Here is a 14,998-nt window from a genome sequence, read left to right on the forward strand (position 1 = left end):
CAGCTGTTCTACTGCTTGTTGGCCGCGGAAATACTGTCGGATGGCAGATCCTTATCCGGCTCGGCGATGTAATTGCCGAGCAGCCAGAGCGCAACTTCGGAAGCCTCCTTCGGCGAAGCAAACTCGAATCTGCCATTGTGGCTGGGCGCATCGAGAAATTCGATCGCCAACCCCCTGCCCGTCTCGGTGCTTACGGCACGCACGCGGCCGGGCTCGATCAGATGGCAAGAGAAATGGCGTGCCATGTTGCGCATGAGGCCGGCCTTGTTGTCGTGCAGGCGCACGAAGATCGCCTGACCGTTTTCCGTCGCCTGCAGCTGGCGGATCGCCTCGTTGGGAAAGGCGCGGCCGAACTCGATGATGGCCAGACCGGTGTCGTGCAGACTGTCCTCCTTGTTTTGCGCGGCCATGCGTGTGGCCACGAAAGCAAAGAAGATGACGATGGCGAAAAGGACGCACCAGACGATAATGCCCACGCCGAATCTCCGTTCAAAGCATAGTGGTAAGGACCTTGTAGTGCGCGAGACTTGCGCGAATTTGACCGATATCAGATTTTTCGGCGGCCCGCTGCCAGCGCCATTCTGAGCTGGCGGCGCCATTGCGGCGATTGCAGCGGCCGGTCGAACAGGAGAACACCCCGCCTCTGCGCCTTGAGCAGCACCGGTTCGGCCAGCGTTGCGGGCAGGAAGGCCGGGAACACGGCTGGTGCAATCGCCCCTGCCCCTCTCGCCTTTGCCAGATGCTCAAGGCCGAGGCCGGCGAAGGCCTCGATGGCGGCCGAGATGCGCGGCCGGTCTTCGCCGGCGAGGAAGGCGTCGCGATCGAGGCCGGTGGCCGCAAGGATCTGCAGCGGAATATAGATCTGGCCGCGGCGGCGATGCAGCGGCATCAGCAGCAACAGCCCGGCAATCGCCTGTGCGACGCCGGCATAGCCGGCGGCATCCGCCGAGCGCGGGGCGGCCTCCGGCGAAAGCACGAGGCTTGCCAGCTGGATCAGCGCGGAGGCCGTTTCTCCGGCATAACCTTCGAGCGAGACCCGCGTCTCCATTGGATCGTCGTAGAGGTCGAAGGTGCGGGCGTCGATCATATTGAGCAGCGTCCTGCGCGGCAGGCGATGGGTTTCGATCGCGGTCAGAAGTGCGGCGGCGACGGGATTGGCGGCCGTCGAGCCATGCGCGCTGCCTTCTAGCAGGTCACGCCAGTATTGCATGCGCACTTCGCCAGGCAGCGGCTCGTGCACAAGGTCGCGGATGCGGGCAAGCTCCGCATTGAACGCGTAAAGGGCCGCTAGCGCGCCGCGTTTCTCCTCCGGCGACAGAAGACAGGCGAGATATCGGTCGCGATCATTGTCGCGCAGCATCGCCAGGCAGACGTCCTGGTTGGTCGCTATCTTCGCATCAGCCATCGTCAGACCGCAATCAACGCCGCCGCGACGGCGCGCTGCTCCGACAGCATGATGTTGAAGGTGCGTACCGCGGCACCCGTGTTCATCGGATCGGAAGAAATGCCCCGCGCCTTCAGCGCCTGTTTCAATTCGTCGGGCAGACGGCGAAGCTCGGTTCCGGTGCCGACGAGCAGAACCTCGATATCATCAGCCTCATCAAGCACACGGCGGAAATTTTCAGGCGACAGCGGCTTCGACATGTCCATGTCCCAGCCGTAAATGCCGGAGGGCAGGCAAAGGATCGAGCCGCGATGCGACATGTCGGCAAAACGGAAACCGCCATTGCCGTAGGTGTCGATCGGAGCCCGGCCGGGAAAATGCGCCGCGCGGATTTCTATGCCTTTTGCCATGTTTTCAAACCACCGTGCCGGATTTTCGACCAGCATCTGTCTTGTTGCTCTCTTCTCCGTCGGAAGCCTCCGGCCGCAGCCGGAAGACGATCAACACGGGAGCAGCGATATAGATCGAAGAGAAAGTGCCGAGAGCTACTCCGAAGAGCATCGTAAAGGAGAAGGAGCGGATGACGTCGCCGCCGAACAGATAGAGCGCCAGCAAGGCGAGCAATGTCGTCGCCGCCGTCAGGATGGTGCGCGACAATGTCTGGTTGATCGAGGCATCGATCAGGATCGGCAGCGGCATCTTCCTGTATCGTTCAAGATTCTCGCGCATGCGGTCATAGACGACGACCGTGTCGTTCAGGGAATAACCGACGATGGTCAGCACGGCGGCGATGCTCGTCAGGTTGAACTCGATGCCGGTCAGCACGAAGAGACCGAGCATGATGATGACGTCGTGCAGTGTGGCAATGATGGCGCCGACGGCGAACTGCCATTCGAAACGGATCCAGATATAGATCAGGATCGCCGCGAGTGCGGCTGCGACACCGAGCGTAGCCATCATCGTCAATTCGCCCGAGATGGCGGGCCCGACGACCTCGACGCGGCGGAAATCGTAATCGGCCTCGAGTTCGCCGCGCACCAGCGTCGCCGCCGATTGCTCGGCATTCTCGCCGCCGCCCTGGGACGCGATGCGGATCCGCGCATTCGAAAGGCCGCCCGTACGCTCGACGCTGACCTCGCCAAGATTGAGATCGTCGAGGCGTGATTTGAGATCAGCGATGTCGGCATTGCCCTGTTTCGCCGTCACCTCGATGAGCGAGCCGCCGGTGAAATCGATGCCGAGCTGCAGGCCAACGGTGGCAAAGGCCGCCATCGCGGTCAGCGAGATCACTGCCGACGCCGTGAAGACATAACGGCGGATTCCCATGAAACGCACATTGGCGTGCTCGAAAAGATGCGCGAGAACGCTCTTCGGCAGATGCCTGGGATGGCGCGCTTTCAGCCAGGCGGCGACGATCGAGTGCGTCAGCGTGAAAGCCGTGATGACAGTCGTCAGAATGCCGACCGCCAGCGTCACCGCGAACCCGCGAATGGACTCGCTGCCGAGAAACAGGAGAATGATGGCGGCGATGAAGATCGTGACATTCGCGTCGACGATCGTTGCGAAGGCGCGCGAGAAGCCGCGGCCGACGGCCTGCGCAAAGGAGGAACTGGCTCTTTCCTCTTCGCGGATGCGCTCATAGATCAGCACGTTGGAATCGACCGCCATGCCGACGATAAGCACGATGCCGGCAATACCGGGCAAAGTCAGCGTGGCGCCGGCAAGGCTGAGCGCAGCGACGATGAAGATCAGATTGAGGAAGAGCGAGACGACGGCGATGGCGCCGAGAATACGGTAGAGCGCGATCATCAGCGCTGCGACCAGCACGACGGCGACGAGACCGGCAACCAGGCCGGAGAAGATGGAGTCGGCGCCGAAGCTCGGGCTGACGCTGCGCTCCTCGACGCTCGTCAGCGTCGCCGGCATGGCGCCGGCGCGCAGCATCACCGCAAGGTCGCGAACGCCATCCTCGGAGAAATTCGCCGAAATCCGGCCCTCGCCGCCGATGATCGCCGCATCGATGACCGGCGCAGACATCACCTGATCGTCAAAGACGATGGCAAGGTGCCTGCCGATATTTTGCGCTGTCGCCTGCGCCAGCCGCTGAGTACCCTCCGCATCGAGGCGATAGTCAATCGAGGTATCCTGCGTCTGCGGATCGACGACAGGCTCGATATCGATCATGTTGCTGCCGGTGACGAATGCCGTGCGGTCGACGAGATACGGAACAGGCGGATCGTCGAGCGAATAGAGCACCTCCGAGCTGGCCGGCCAGCGGCCGTTCAGCGCCTCCTGTCCCGACATGCTTTCGTCGAGCAGATGAAAGGAAAGCTTTGCCGGCTGGTTCAGAATATTCTTCAGCCGCTCCGCATCGACGGATCCCAGCACCTGCACGACGATCCGGTCGTCGCCATCGGGGCGAACCTGAAAGTCTTCATAGCCGAAGCCGGCGATGCGGCGGCCAACGATGTCGAGCGACCGGCTGCGGGCCGAGGCGATGTCGGCGGTGATGCCGGCATCGGATATCTGCAGTGAGAGCTGCCCTTCCTCGCCCTGTCGAAGCGCAAGGCCAGGCCCTGAATGTTCGTCACCGTTCGTCAGAGGCTTCAGGAGATCGACTGCCTTTTTCGCCTCAGCCGGATCGGTAATCCGGACAGTGACTGTCTGGCCGTTGCCGGTCAGGCCGGTATAGCGGATGCCGGCACCTCGCAGCGCCTTGCGCACATTCGCGACGGTCTCTTCCAAGCGGTCTTTGACGATATCGGAACGCTCGACCTTCAGAACGATATGGGAACCGCCCTGCAGGTCGAGACCGAGTGTCACGCGGTCGTTTTGCCACCATGTCGGCAGAGACGAGCGCTGCGCCTCGCTCAGGAGATTGGGCGCAGCAACGACGACGGCCGCAAACGCAACCAGCCAAATCAGAAGTGTTTTCAAGCGGGAAAAATGCAACATTCTCTCGACGATCTTCCGATCCGGCGGTTCCGCCGTTATCGCTTGTTACGCCGCGTCGGCCTTGACGGGCTCACCCTTGACGCGAACGTCCGAAATGCCGCTGCGGACGATGCGCACGCGAACACCTTCGGCAATCTCGACCTCGACTTCCTTATCATCGACGACCTTCGTCACCTTGCCGACAAGACCGCCGCCGGTCACGATCTGATCGCCACGGCGGATCGCCTTGAGAGTTTCCTCACGCTTCTTGGCCTGCGCGCGCTGCGGCCGGATCAGCAGGAAATACCAGACGACCATCAGCGGCACGAACAGGATGATCATTTCGAAACCGGAACCGCCGAATCCTGTTGCGGTATCGGTCGCAGTCTGGGCGAATGCCGGGGTGATGAACATGCTAAACTCCTCAGGCTTCTGTGGCGGAACTCCGCCTGCTTTTCAGGTTGCCGGACTATAGTTGCCGCTTGGATGAATGCAACAGAAACAGCCGGGAACAGTACCGATTTCGCTGCCTCATAACCTTTCCGCCGGCAAAACGCCATGGTAGGCGGCATCGAAAGATCAAAGCGGCTTGGCGCAGCGAGAAATCAGGAGGCCCATGATGACCGAGGAAATCAACACCGCCCTGCTTGCCGAACTAAAAAGGCTCGCTGACGCCGTGCAGCGTCTGGCCGGGCCGGCACCTGCCGCCAACGATTGGAATGCGGCCGACTGTTTCGTCTGGGCACCGTTGCGTCAGTATCTGCAGCCGGTGAAGAAGCCGAACCGGGTGGCGCTGAAGCTCATCCGCGGCGTCGACCATGTGCGCGATATCCTGCATGAGAATACGGTGCGGTTTGCCGAGGGTTATGCCGCCAACAACGTGCTCCTCTGGGGCGCGCGCGGCATGGGCAAATCCTCGCTTGTTAAGGCCGTGCATGAGGATGTCCGGCGGGAAAGCGGCGCGCCGCTGAAGCTGGTTGAAGTGCATCGGGAGGATATTGCCAGCCTGCCCAACCTGCTCGACCTCCTGAAAGACACGCCGTACCGTGTGATCGTCTTCTGCGACGACCTTTCCTTCGATCACGACGACACCGCCTACAAGTCGCTGAAGGCGGCACTCGATGGCGGCGTCGAAGGGCGACCCGACAATGTGCTCTTCTACGCCACGTCAAATCGGCGCCATCTTCTGCCGCGTCACATGATGGAAAACGAGCAGTCGACGGCGATCAATCCATCGGAGGCTGTCGAGGAAAAGGTCTCGCTGTCCGACCGCTTCGGTCTTTGGCTCGGCTTTCACAAATGCAGCCAGGAAGACTATCTCGGCATGATCGACGGCTATGCCGATCACTTCAAGCTCGGACTCGACCGTGACAAAATGCATGCCGAGGCGCTGGAATGGGCAACGACGCGCGGCGCGCGCTCCGGCCGCGTCGCTTGGCAATATATCCAGGATCTGGCCGGACGCACACGCGTTCATATCGACCGGACGTAGGCGCCTCTCGAAACGGAATCGACGCGACGAGATCTTAAAATGACAAAAGCCCGGCTGGTGGCCGGGCTTTTGCGCTCCTGGTACGCTATACCTATTCCAGGAAAGTCATCGGGTTGACCGGTGAGGCGTCCTTGCGCACCTCGAAATGGACCTGCGGCTGCTTGACATCGCCGCTCATGCCGGAGACGGCGACGGTCTGACCGCGCTGAATCTTCTGACCGCGAGTGACACTCAGCGTGTCGGCGTTGCCGTAGACGGTGACGGTGCCGTCGTCGTGACGGACGAGAACCGTGTTGCCGAGCTCCTTCAGGCCGTTGCCTGCGTAAATGACGACGCCGTTTTCCGCGGCCTTGATCGGCGTGCCCTGCGGCACCGAGATATCGATGCCGTCATTGCGGTTGCCGTTGACGTTGGCGCCATAGGCGGCAATCACCTGGCCGCGGACCGGCCAGCGATACTTGCCGATGCCGGTCGATTCCGGCGCGTCGGAGCTGACGTCGGACTTCTTCTCGACATCGTCAACGGTCTGCGTGGCGACCGGCGCCTTGTAGGGCGCAGGCTGAACGGACGCGGTCTGTTGAGCGGGCGCCGGATCAGCCGGCTTCGAATCGACCTTCTCAGCCGGGATCGAGGCGGTCTTGACAGTGTCGGCACCGCCGTTCGGGAGCTTCAGGGCCTGTCCGACGCGCAGCGAATTCGCCGAAAGATTGTTGGCGGCCTTGAGATCGTCGATGTTGGTGCCGGTGGCCTTCGCGATCTTCGCCAGAGAATCGCCCTGCTTCACGACATAGCTGCCGGCCGGCGTCTTCGGGTCCTTGCCGGCGCCAACCGGAACCTTGCCGGTGGGATCGGCGCTCGCCACGGCCTTGTCCCGCGCGGAATTGGCGCCGGGGACGACAGCGACCTTCTGTTCCGGCGCCTTGGCCGGGTCGGGCATATTGCCGGGCTTGGAAAGATCGGTCGCTTGCGAGGCCGCCTTGGCGGCATTGCCGCCGTTGAAAGTCGGGATCAGAATTGCCTGGCCAGGCTTGGCGGCCGAGGCCATTTTCAGATTGTTGACGCGCAGGATTTCCTTTTCCGGAACGCCAAAGCGCCGCGATAACGTCGCAATGCTCTCACCCGGACGCAGCGTGACAGAAGGCGCGTTGGTCGCGGACCAGCCGGAAACCTTCGGCGTCGTGCCCGTCGTCAAAGAATCGGGCGTCGGCTTCGGGGCAGCCGGCGCTACGAGCCGCGGTTTTTCAGGCTGCGTTGAAGCCGGGAAAGGCTGGGCAAGCGCAACTTCCCTTTCCCGCTGGCGAGAGGGCGCAACAGCCGTCGGAGCAGCGAGTTCGGAACGCTGTATCGACACCGGCGAGGAAGCCATGCGTGCGCTCGACGTGCGCACCGGCTCGTAACCCTGGCGCGCGGGATAGGGCTGATTCAGCGTATTGTTGCCACCGTAACCCGACTGGGTGGCGACGGCGGAACCGCCGAGATCGGCGCGCGGCACCGGATCACCTTGCTGACCGCCGCGCGGAATGGAACTGGTGGTGATCTGATCCTGCCCTGAGGAGGAAAACAGGCCGCCGAACCGTGTCACATCGGAACTGCAGCCCGTTGCGGTACTCGCCAGCAGGCCCACAACCAGGAGATTACCGGCCGACTTACCGAACTTCGGCGAAAGACTGAAACGCATTGACTCGACCCACTGAGAACGCAACCATTTGTGAGTCTATTAAAACGCGTTAGTATTACCACGTGGTTAAGACGCTGGAATCAGTGCGATATTTTTGAGAAGTTGATAACCATAGCTTACGGGTGAAAAATCGCAGTGTCTGGAAGGTGATGCCGAAAACTGCGCGGGCTTTCGGACGCCGCCTCTACAGCAGCGAGGCAAGACGCGGAACGATCGGCAGATAGGGCGCTTCGAACAGTTCCTCGCGTTCGAAACGGCTGCCGGTTTTCGTCAGCCGCACCATGCGACACTCATTCTCCGAAATCATCAGCGGCGCAATCATCGAACCACCGGAAACGAGTTGGTCGGTATAAAAGCGCGGCATGGCATTGAATGCGGCGGTGACCAGGATACGGTCGAAAGTGCCCTCTCCCTGCATGCCGGCGCTGCCGTCGGCGTGGCGGATGACGACGTTGCGCAAACCAAGCGATTCCATGCGCCGCTGTGCGGCCGTCGTCAGCGTCTTGTAGCGGTCGATCGACAGAACACGCTCGGCCAGACGGCCCATGACAGCGGCGGTGAAGCCGCTGCCGGTGCCGACTTCCAGGACGCGCTGCCCCGGTTTGAGCTTCAGGTGATGCAGGATGCGGACGACAAAATCGATGCCTTCAAGGAAGGAGCCACATTCGATCGGTATCGTCCGGCTCGAATAGGCGTCGTCGGAAAATTGCGGCGGCACGAATAGCGAGCGCTGCGTCTGCTCGACCGCCGTCAGCAGATCGAGATCGGATATGCCTTCGGCGCGCAGTCTGAGGACAAGCGCCGCGAAGCCCTCCTTCTCCGCCAGTCTTGCCGTCAAACTTGTGCTCCGTATCCCAGGGCCCGCGCCACGCGGTCCGTCACGGAATAATCGGTCAGATCCAGTTTCAAAGGCGTTACCGAAATCTTATTATGCTTCAAGGCGTGAATATCGGTACCTTCGATGAAGGCACCGGCACGTTCGCCGAACTTCAGCCAGTAATAGGGAAAACCCCGGCCATCGGAGCGAGCCTCGACCTGCAGGTTGAAGGCAAGCTTGCCCTGCATGGTGACCTCGGCGCCATCGACCTCGTCGGGACGGCAGTTCGGGAAGTTGAGATTGAGGAACGTGCCCTCCGGCAGGTCGAGCACCATCAGCTTTTCCAGAAGAGCCGGCGCATGCGCTTCGCAGACCTCCCAAGGCACGATGCGCGCGCCGTTCTCGTAAAGGTAAGCTTGGCTCAGCGCAAAGGAGCGCACGCCCTGCATCGTGCCTTCGATGGCGCCCGCGATCGTGCCGGAATAGGTCACGTCGTCTGCTACGTTCGAACCCGAATTGACGCCGGAGAGAACGAGATCAGGCTTGATGTCCATCACCTGCCGGATGCCCATGATGACGCAATCCGTCGGCGTGCCGCGCAAGGCGAAATGCTTGTCGGAAATCTTGCGCAGCCGCAACGGCTCGGAAAGGCTCAGCGAATGGGCCAGGCCGCTCTGGTCGGTCTCGGGCGCCACGATCCAGACGTCGTCGGACAGTGTGCGGGCGATCCGCTCCAGCGCAGCAAGGCCTTCGGCATGGATGCCATCGTCATTCGTGAGCAGGATGCGCATCGCCTCAGGCCGCCCGTTCGATCTTGGTCATTCCGCCCATATAGGGCAGCAAAACGCCCGGAATCGTGACGGAGCCGTCTTCGTTCAGATAATTTTCAAGGACGGCGATCAGGCAGCGGCCGACGGCAGTGCCGGATCCGTTCAGCGTGTGAACGAACTTGTTGCTCTTCTCGTCCTTGCCGCGGTAGCGCGCGTTCATGCGCCGGGCCTGGAAATCGCCGCAGACCGAGCAGGAGGAGATCTCGCGGAAAGTGTTCTGCCCCGGCAGCCAGACTTCGAGATCGTAGGTCTTGCGCGAGCCGAAGCCCATGTCGCCGGTGCAAAGCGTCACCGTGCGGAAATGCAGACCGAGGCGCTTCAGCACCTCCTCCGCACAGGCGGTCATCCTTTCATGCTCGGCAATGGAGCTCTCGGCATCGGTGATCGAAACGAGCTCGCATTTCCAGAACTGGTGCTGGCGCAGCATGCCGCGCGTGTCGCGGCCGGCCGAGCCCGCTTCCGAGCGGAAGGACGGGGTCAAGGCGGTGAAGCGCAGCGGCAGCTTTTCCTGGTCGAGGATTTCCTCGCGCACCAGATTGGTCAGCGTCACCTCAGCCGTCGGAATGAGGTAGCGACCGTCCGTCGTCTTGAACAGATCCTCTTCGAACTTCGGCAGGCTGCCGGTGCCGAACACCGCTTCGGCGCGCACCATCAGCGGCGAGCTGACTTCGGTATAGCCGTGCTCGCTGGTGTGAAGGTCGATCATGAACTGGCCGAGCGCCCGTTCAAGTCTCGCGAGCGGCCCGGTCAGAACCGTGAAGCGCGAACCGGAGAGCTTGGCAGCACGGTCGAAATCCATATAGCCGAGCGCCTCGCCGATTTCGAAATGCTCCTTCGGCGTGTGGTTCCAACGCGGCTTTTCGCCAACGATGCGGCTGACGACATTGTCGTGCTCGTCCTTGCCGACAGGAACGTCGTCGAAGGGCACGTTCGGGATGCGCGAGAGAGCGTCGTTGAGTTCGGCCGTCAGCTGACGGTCCTCTTCCTCGATCGCCGGCAGCAAGTTCTTCAGTTCGGCGACCTCGGCCTTCAGCTTCTCGGCAAGCTCGCCGTTCTTCTGGGCCATCGCTGCGCCGATCTCCTTGGATGCGGCGTTGCGGCGGGACAGCAGATCCTGCGTCTTTTGCACGGCGGAGCGGCGCTTTTCATCGAGGGCCACGAGACTTTGGGCCAGAGGCTCCGCGCCGCGCTTGGCAAGAGCGGCATCGAGCGCTTCGGGATTCTCACGGATCCATTTGATATCGAGCATCGTCGTTCCAGGTCGTTGCAACAGAAATGACCGGCCAAAGCCTGACCGGGCCTCGACCGGATGAGACGGCGTCATAAAAGGATTTCCGGATCGCCTCAGACGCTGTCGGTCTTGGCAACGTCCGCGGATCCGCTTTCCTTTTCGAGCGCCTGCCGGGCACGCTGGCGCTCCACGAGTCGCGCCGCATAGATGGAAATCTCGTAGAGAAGGATCGTTGGTAGCGCAAGACCGATCTGGGACATCGGATCCGGCGGCGTCAGCACGGCGGCGACGACGAAGGCGAGCACGATGGCGAACTTGCGCTTTTCGGCGAGCCATTGCGACGTCAGCAGACCGACGCGGGCAAGCAGAGTCGTGATGACGGGCAGTTGGAAGACGAGGCCGAAGGAGAAGACCAGCGTCATGATGAGGCTCAGATATTCCGAGACCTTCGGCATCAGCGAGATCGCCACCTCGTCATGACCCGGCGCCTGCTGCATCGACAGGAAGAACCACATGACCATCGGCGTAAAGAAGAAATAGACGAGCGCAGCCCCCATCAGGAACAGGACCGGCGACGCGATAAGGAACGGCAGGAAGGCCTGGCGCTCGTTCTTGTAGAGGCCGGGTGCCACGAACTTATAGACTTGGGCGGCAATGATGGGGAAAGCGACCACCAGGCCGCCGAACATCGCCACCTTGACCTGGGTAAAGAAGAACTCCTGGGGCGCCGTATAAATCAGCTGGGCCTTCTCGACGTCGAGATGCGCCCACTCCACAGCCGTCTTGTAGGGAATGACCAGGTAGTTGAAGAGATGCTTGGCAAAGAAGAAGCATGCGATGAAAGCCACGAAAAACGCGCCGATCGACCAGATCAGCCGTGTGCGCAGCTCCATCAGGTGCTCGATCAGCGGCTGCGGCTTGTCTTCGATATCACCGCTCATGCCTCGTCCTTCTTCTTCGTCTGCGTCGGCTTCTTCGACGTTGCAGGCTTCCTGACCGCCGCGGCCCGCTTCGGCTTTTCCACAGGTACGGCAACGACTTCGGCGGCATCGACCTTGTCGGCGGCCTTGACGCGTGGCTTGCGCACGGCCTTCGGCTTGCCGGCAACCGTATCGGCCTGGGCAGTCGCTGCTGCGACGGGCTCGGGCTGCGCAGGCGCCGGCACCAGGGGCGGCGTTTCCGGCAGGCTCATCGTCGGCGTCGGGGCCGAGACGGCAGCCGGCGGCACTTCGGTCTTATTTTCCGGAGCCACAGTCGTCTTCTGCAAGTCGGCCTTGATCTCGTTGCCCATCTGGCGAAGCGGGTTCATCGCCTCGCGCAGGCTATTAACCGGGTTGAGCTTCTGGGCGTCGCTGATCGTCTGGCGGACATCGTCAAGCTCGGCTTCGCGCAACGCTTCGTCGAATTGCGCCCGAAACTCACCCGCAACCTTGCGGGCGCGCTGCGTCATCTTGCCGAAAGCGCGCAGCATCGGCGGCAAATCCTTCGGACCGACAACGACGATCAGCACGACCGCGATGACCAAAAGCTCGGTCCAGCCAATATCGAACATGCAAGGCTCCTGGACGGGAAGCGCGGGGGCTGCGCTTTTTCCCGGACTTGATTACTTCGTTTCGTCGGCCTTGTGATCGACGGTCTTTGCCGTTTCCGGCGCGTCTTCGTCCGTCATGCCCTTCTTGAAGCTTTTGATGCCCTTGGCAACATCGCCCATCAGTTCCGGAATCTTGCCGCGACCGAACAACAACAGCACGATGACCAGAACGATCAGCCAGTGCCACATGCTAAGAGAACCCATCACTCTAACTCCCTGTTTCGATGTTCCCACGATGTAAGGATTTCTGACACCGTTTCCAACATTAAGCCCTTTGAACTGCGCTTAATGTCACGGTATCGCCCTTTATGACAAGCCACTGACCCATCGAAAAATCGTGAGCACCATTGTTTTCGTCTTGCATGGCAAAAGCAAGAGGAAGTCCTTCAATCTTCGGAGGTAGAACGGGGGGCGAGCAACCCGAGTTCTTCGAGATCCATCTGGGTGATCGGATCTTCGTCCTCGGTCAATTCGTCGTTCATCGACGGCGACGGAATATTGAAATTCGCCGGGATACGGCCCGACAACAGGCCCGCCCCCTTCAATTCTTCGAGACCGGGCAGATCGCGCAGTTCCTCGAGGCCGAAATGGTCGAGGAAATCGCGCGTCGTACCCAATGTCACCGGCCGGCCCGGTGTGCGCCGGCGGCCGCGAAACCGCACCCAGCCGGCTTCCATCAGCACGTCGAGCGTGCCGCGCGAGGTTTGAACGCCGCGGATATCCTCGATCTCGGCGCGCGTCACCGGCTGGTGATAGGCGATGATTGCCAGCACTTCCAGCGCGGCGCGCGAAAGCTTCTTCACCTCGTTATCGTCACGGCGGATGACGAAGGAGAGATCGGCGGCGGTGCGGAAGGCCCAGGCGCCTTCGACCTGGACCAGATTGACGCCCCGTGGCGCATATTGCTCCTTCAGGCGCAGCATGATCGCGCGCACGTCAGCGCCCCTCGGCAGGCGCTCGGCCAGGAAAACTTCGGAAACGGGCTGCGAGGAGGCGAAGACCAGCGCCTCGGCGGTGCGCTCGGCCTCGATCTCGGCCCGCAAGTCGCGGCCTTCCCCCTCGTCGCTCCTGGGATCGATCAAGCCGGCCGCTCCTGTTCCACCACCTGCAGCGTAGCGTGCTTGGGACCGCGACGCATGAAAATCGGCTGAAAGGCGCCGTCCTGGCGGATTTCGAGCTTGCCCTCGCGCACCAGCTCTAGCGAGGCGGCAAAGGCGCTGGCGATCGCCGTGACGCGTTCCTCAGGCCCTGCGAGATAACGCAGCAGATAATGTTCCATCGCCGTCCAGTCGCCGACCTCGCCGATTATCTGGGTCAGCAGCTCGCGGGCATCGGTCAGCGACCAGACATTACGCCTCTCGATCGTCACCTGGGTGACGGCATGGCGCTGACGCAGCGCCGCATAGGCGGTCAGGAGATCGTAGAGGCTTGCCGCATAAGCGGATTGCTGCCGGTCGGGAATATGCTCGGGTGCACCGCGGGCGAAGATATCGCGGCCGAGGCGGTTGCGGTTGACGAGGCCATCCGCCGCCTGACGCATGGCCTCGAGACGCTTCAGGCGGAAAGCAAGGCTTGCCGCCATTTCTTCGCCCGAGGGACCGTCATCCTTGACCTGCTGGGGAATGAGCAGCCGCGATTTGAGATAGGCAAGCCAGGCCGCCATGACGAGATAGTCGGCGGCAAGCTCGATGCGGATGCGCCGGGCGCTTTCGACGAACTGCAGATATTGCTCGGCGAGCGCCAACACGGAAATTCGCGACAGGTCGACCTTCTGGTTGCGGGCGAGGTAGAGCAGCAGGTCGAGCGGGCCTTCGAATCCGGCGACGTCGATCACCAGCGCCGGCTCGTGGCTGGCGCGCTCGGCGCCGTTCTCCTGCCACAGCTTGTCCATCGGCGTTGCCGCCTGCGGACGTTCCGAGCCCTTGACCGTGCTGACCACCCTGCTCTCCTACGATCACACCGACACAAACATCGCCTCGAATTCCGCCCTCAATTCCGCCTCATCGGCACCATCCGGCGCGGCAAAGCCTGCTTCTACCGCTTTTGCGCGGGCAAGCGAAAGACCGGCGAGCGGCGGAACATTTGCCACGACCTCCCGCATCTCGTCCATATGGCCATTGCAATGCAGCACGATATCGCATCCGCCTGCAATGATATTCGCCGCCCGTTCGCCGATCGTGCCGGAAAGCGCATTCATAGAGCTATCGTCGGAAAGCAGCAGACCGTCAAAGCCGATATGCTGACGGATGACGCCGTCGATCACCTTGCGCGAGGTCGTCGCTGGATTGTCCGGATCGATCGATGTGAAGACGAGATGGCAGGTCATTGCCATCAGCTCGTCCTTCATCGCGATGAAGGGTGGGAAATCACGGGCCTCCAGCTCATCGCGCGAGACCGTGACGACAGGCAGCTCCAGATGTGAATCGGCAAAGCTGCGACCGTGGCCGGGCATATGTTTCATGACAGGCAGCAGGCCGCCGGCCTTCAGCCCCTCGCCAGCCACCCGTCCCATGGCGATGACGGTTTCGGGATCGCCGCCATAGGCGCGGTCGCCGATGACGTTGCTGCTGCCTTCGACCGGCACGTCGAGAACCGGCAGGCAATCGACATTGATGCCGAGCTTCGAAAGGTCGAAGGCATGCAGGCGCGACATCAGCCAAGCGGCGCGCAGCCCGAGCGCCGGATCGCGGCGATAGACATCGCCAAGCGCCTGGCCTGCGGGATAACGCGGCAGAACCGGCGGACGGATGCGCTGGACGCGACCGCCCTCCTGATCGATCAGCACCGGCGCATGCCAGCCGACGCTGTCGCGCAGTTCGGCGACGAGATCAGTGATCTGCGCTGCTTCGGAGATATTGCGCCCGAAGAGAATGAAGCCCCAGGGCCGTTCGTCCCGGTAAAAGGCTTTTTCTTCGGATGTGAGGGCAAGGCCGCTGCAGCCAAGGATCATCGCTTTTGATTCGGTCATGGACGAATCATAGACGGCGGCGGGCCAAATGCGAGTAACTGCGGGCGCGATGCACAAAAAAGAGCGGCGGGCC

General features: G+C 61.9%; 16 protein-coding genes. 1 reads left to right on the forward strand and 15 read right to left on the reverse strand.

Annotated elements, in window-relative coordinates; genetic code table 11:
* Positions 1 to 8: 8 nt before the first annotated feature.
* From J7U39_RS10170 to yajC, 5 genes are all read right to left on the reverse strand, one after another.
* A complete protein-coding gene (locus J7U39_RS10170) occupies positions 9 to 476 on the reverse strand; it encodes a hypothetical protein (protein ID WP_210628117.1) in 468 nt (155 codons plus the stop codon).
* Between the two features lie 71 nt (positions 477 to 547).
* On the reverse strand, positions 548 to 1,405 hold the full coding sequence (locus tag J7U39_RS10175; protein ID WP_210628118.1) for a phytoene/squalene synthase family protein: 858 nt from the start codon (positions 1,403 to 1,405) through the stop codon (positions 548 to 550).
* A gap of 2 nt (positions 1,406 to 1,407) precedes the next feature.
* Positions 1,408 to 1,794 (reverse strand): Mth938-like domain-containing protein, encoded by a 387-nt coding sequence (locus tag J7U39_RS10180; RefSeq protein ID WP_210628119.1) that lies wholly within the window; start codon positions 1,792 to 1,794, stop codon positions 1,408 to 1,410.
* A 4-nt stretch (positions 1,795 to 1,798) separates the two neighbouring features.
* On the reverse strand, positions 1,799 to 4,339 hold the full coding sequence (gene secDF / locus J7U39_RS10185) for a protein translocase subunit SecDF (protein ID WP_210628120.1): 2,541 nt from the start codon (positions 4,337 to 4,339) through the stop codon (positions 1,799 to 1,801).
* 45 nt (positions 4,340 to 4,384) lie between these two features.
* Positions 4,385 to 4,732: a preprotein translocase subunit YajC gene (gene yajC, locus J7U39_RS10190; RefSeq protein ID WP_064696006.1), complete on the reverse strand. Its 348-nt coding sequence runs from the start codon at positions 4,730 to 4,732 to the stop codon at positions 4,385 to 4,387.
* A gap of 205 nt (positions 4,733 to 4,937) precedes the next feature.
* On the opposite strand from yajC, the gene J7U39_RS10195 reads away from it, so the two are divergent.
* Positions 4,938 to 5,810 (forward strand): ATP-binding protein, encoded by an 873-nt coding sequence (locus J7U39_RS10195; RefSeq protein ID WP_210628121.1) that lies wholly within the window; start codon positions 4,938 to 4,940, stop codon positions 5,808 to 5,810.
* Positions 5,811 to 5,901: 91 nt separating this feature from the next.
* Here the strand turns inward: J7U39_RS10195 and J7U39_RS10200 are convergent, their stop codons facing one another.
* From J7U39_RS10200 to nagZ, 10 genes are all read right to left on the reverse strand, one after another.
* Positions 5,902 to 7,488: a peptidoglycan DD-metalloendopeptidase family protein gene (locus J7U39_RS10200; protein WP_210628122.1), complete on the reverse strand. Its 1,587-nt coding sequence runs from the start codon at positions 7,486 to 7,488 to the stop codon at positions 5,902 to 5,904.
* Between the two features lie 184 nt (positions 7,489 to 7,672).
* Positions 7,673 to 8,326: a protein-L-isoaspartate(D-aspartate) O-methyltransferase gene (locus J7U39_RS10205; RefSeq protein ID WP_210628123.1), complete on the reverse strand. Its 654-nt coding sequence runs from the start codon at positions 8,324 to 8,326 to the stop codon at positions 7,673 to 7,675.
* The gene (surE, locus tag J7U39_RS10210) at positions 8,323 to 9,096 is read right to left on the reverse strand and encodes a 5'/3'-nucleotidase SurE (protein ID WP_210628124.1); all 774 of its coding nucleotides are present in this window, start codon (positions 9,094 to 9,096) and stop codon (positions 8,323 to 8,325) included. The genes J7U39_RS10205 and surE overlap by 4 nt, the downstream gene beginning before the upstream one ends.
* Before the next feature lie 4 nt (positions 9,097 to 9,100).
* Positions 9,101 to 10,384, reverse strand: coding sequence for a serine--tRNA ligase (gene serS, locus J7U39_RS10215; RefSeq protein ID WP_210628125.1), 1,284 nt, complete (start codon positions 10,382 to 10,384; stop codon positions 9,101 to 9,103).
* 95 nt (positions 10,385 to 10,479) lie between these two features.
* A complete protein-coding gene (gene tatC / locus J7U39_RS10220; protein ID WP_210628126.1) occupies positions 10,480 to 11,307 on the reverse strand; it encodes a twin-arginine translocase subunit TatC in 828 nt (275 codons plus the stop codon).
* Positions 11,304 to 11,918, reverse strand: coding sequence for a Sec-independent protein translocase protein TatB (gene tatB / locus J7U39_RS10225; RefSeq protein WP_210628127.1), 615 nt, complete (start codon positions 11,916 to 11,918; stop codon positions 11,304 to 11,306). Before tatB ends, tatC begins: the two co-directional genes overlap by 4 nt.
* Before the next feature lie 51 nt (positions 11,919 to 11,969).
* Positions 11,970 to 12,161 (reverse strand): twin-arginine translocase TatA/TatE family subunit, encoded by a 192-nt coding sequence (locus tag J7U39_RS10230; RefSeq protein WP_011425113.1) that lies wholly within the window; start codon positions 12,159 to 12,161, stop codon positions 11,970 to 11,972.
* A gap of 182 nt (positions 12,162 to 12,343) precedes the next feature.
* On the reverse strand, positions 12,344 to 13,039 hold the full coding sequence (gene scpB, locus J7U39_RS10235) for an SMC-Scp complex subunit ScpB (protein ID WP_210628128.1): 696 nt from the start codon (positions 13,037 to 13,039) through the stop codon (positions 12,344 to 12,346).
* Positions 13,036 to 13,848 (reverse strand): ScpA family protein, encoded by an 813-nt coding sequence (locus J7U39_RS10240; RefSeq protein ID WP_210631639.1) that lies wholly within the window; start codon positions 13,846 to 13,848, stop codon positions 13,036 to 13,038. Before J7U39_RS10240 ends, scpB begins: the two co-directional genes overlap by 4 nt.
* Before the next feature lie 63 nt (positions 13,849 to 13,911).
* Entirely contained in the window at positions 13,912 to 14,925 is a 1,014-nt protein-coding gene (gene nagZ / locus J7U39_RS10245; RefSeq protein WP_210628129.1) for a beta-N-acetylhexosaminidase, read from the reverse strand.
* Positions 14,926 to 14,998: the final 73 nt, after the last annotated feature.

Source organism: Rhizobium sp. NLR16a (assembly GCF_017948245.1).
In the GTDB taxonomy this organism is placed as follows: domain Bacteria; phylum Pseudomonadota; class Alphaproteobacteria; order Rhizobiales; family Rhizobiaceae; genus Rhizobium.

Coding starts and splice junctions, on each gene's coding strand:
- J7U39_RS10195 (WP_210628121.1), top strand. CDS start 4,938: ATGACCGAGGAAATCAACACCGCCCTGCTTGCCGAACTAAAAAGGCTC.
- yajC (WP_064696006.1), bottom strand. CDS start 4,732: ATGTTCATCACCCCGGCATTCGCCCAGACTGCGACCGATACCGCAACA.
- J7U39_RS10240 (WP_210631639.1), bottom strand. CDS start 13,848: ATGGACAAGCTGTGGCAGGAGAACGGCGCCGAGCGCGCCAGCCACGAG.
- surE (WP_210628124.1), bottom strand. CDS start 9,096: ATGCGCATCCTGCTCACGAATGACGATGGCATCCATGCCGAAGGCCTT.
- serS (WP_210628125.1), bottom strand. CDS start 10,384: ATGCTCGATATCAAATGGATCCGTGAGAATCCCGAAGCGCTCGATGCC.
- nagZ (WP_210628129.1), bottom strand. CDS start 14,925: ATGACCGAATCAAAAGCGATGATCCTTGGCTGCAGCGGCCTTGCCCTC.
- J7U39_RS10200 (WP_210628122.1), bottom strand. CDS start 7,488: ATGCGTTTCAGTCTTTCGCCGAAGTTCGGTAAGTCGGCCGGTAATCTC.
- tatC (WP_210628126.1), bottom strand. CDS start 11,307: ATGAGCGGTGATATCGAAGACAAGCCGCAGCCGCTGATCGAGCACCTG.
- tatB (WP_210628127.1), bottom strand. CDS start 11,918: ATGTTCGATATTGGCTGGACCGAGCTTTTGGTCATCGCGGTCGTGCTG.
- secDF (WP_210628120.1), bottom strand. CDS start 4,339: ATGTTGCATTTTTCCCGCTTGAAAACACTTCTGATTTGGCTGGTTGCG.
- J7U39_RS10180 (WP_210628119.1), bottom strand. CDS start 1,794: ATGGCAAAAGGCATAGAAATCCGCGCGGCGCATTTTCCCGGCCGGGCT.
- J7U39_RS10230 (WP_011425113.1), bottom strand. CDS start 12,161: ATGGGTTCTCTTAGCATGTGGCACTGGCTGATCGTTCTGGTCATCGTG.
- J7U39_RS10175 (WP_210628118.1), bottom strand. CDS start 1,405: ATGGCTGATGCGAAGATAGCGACCAACCAGGACGTCTGCCTGGCGATG.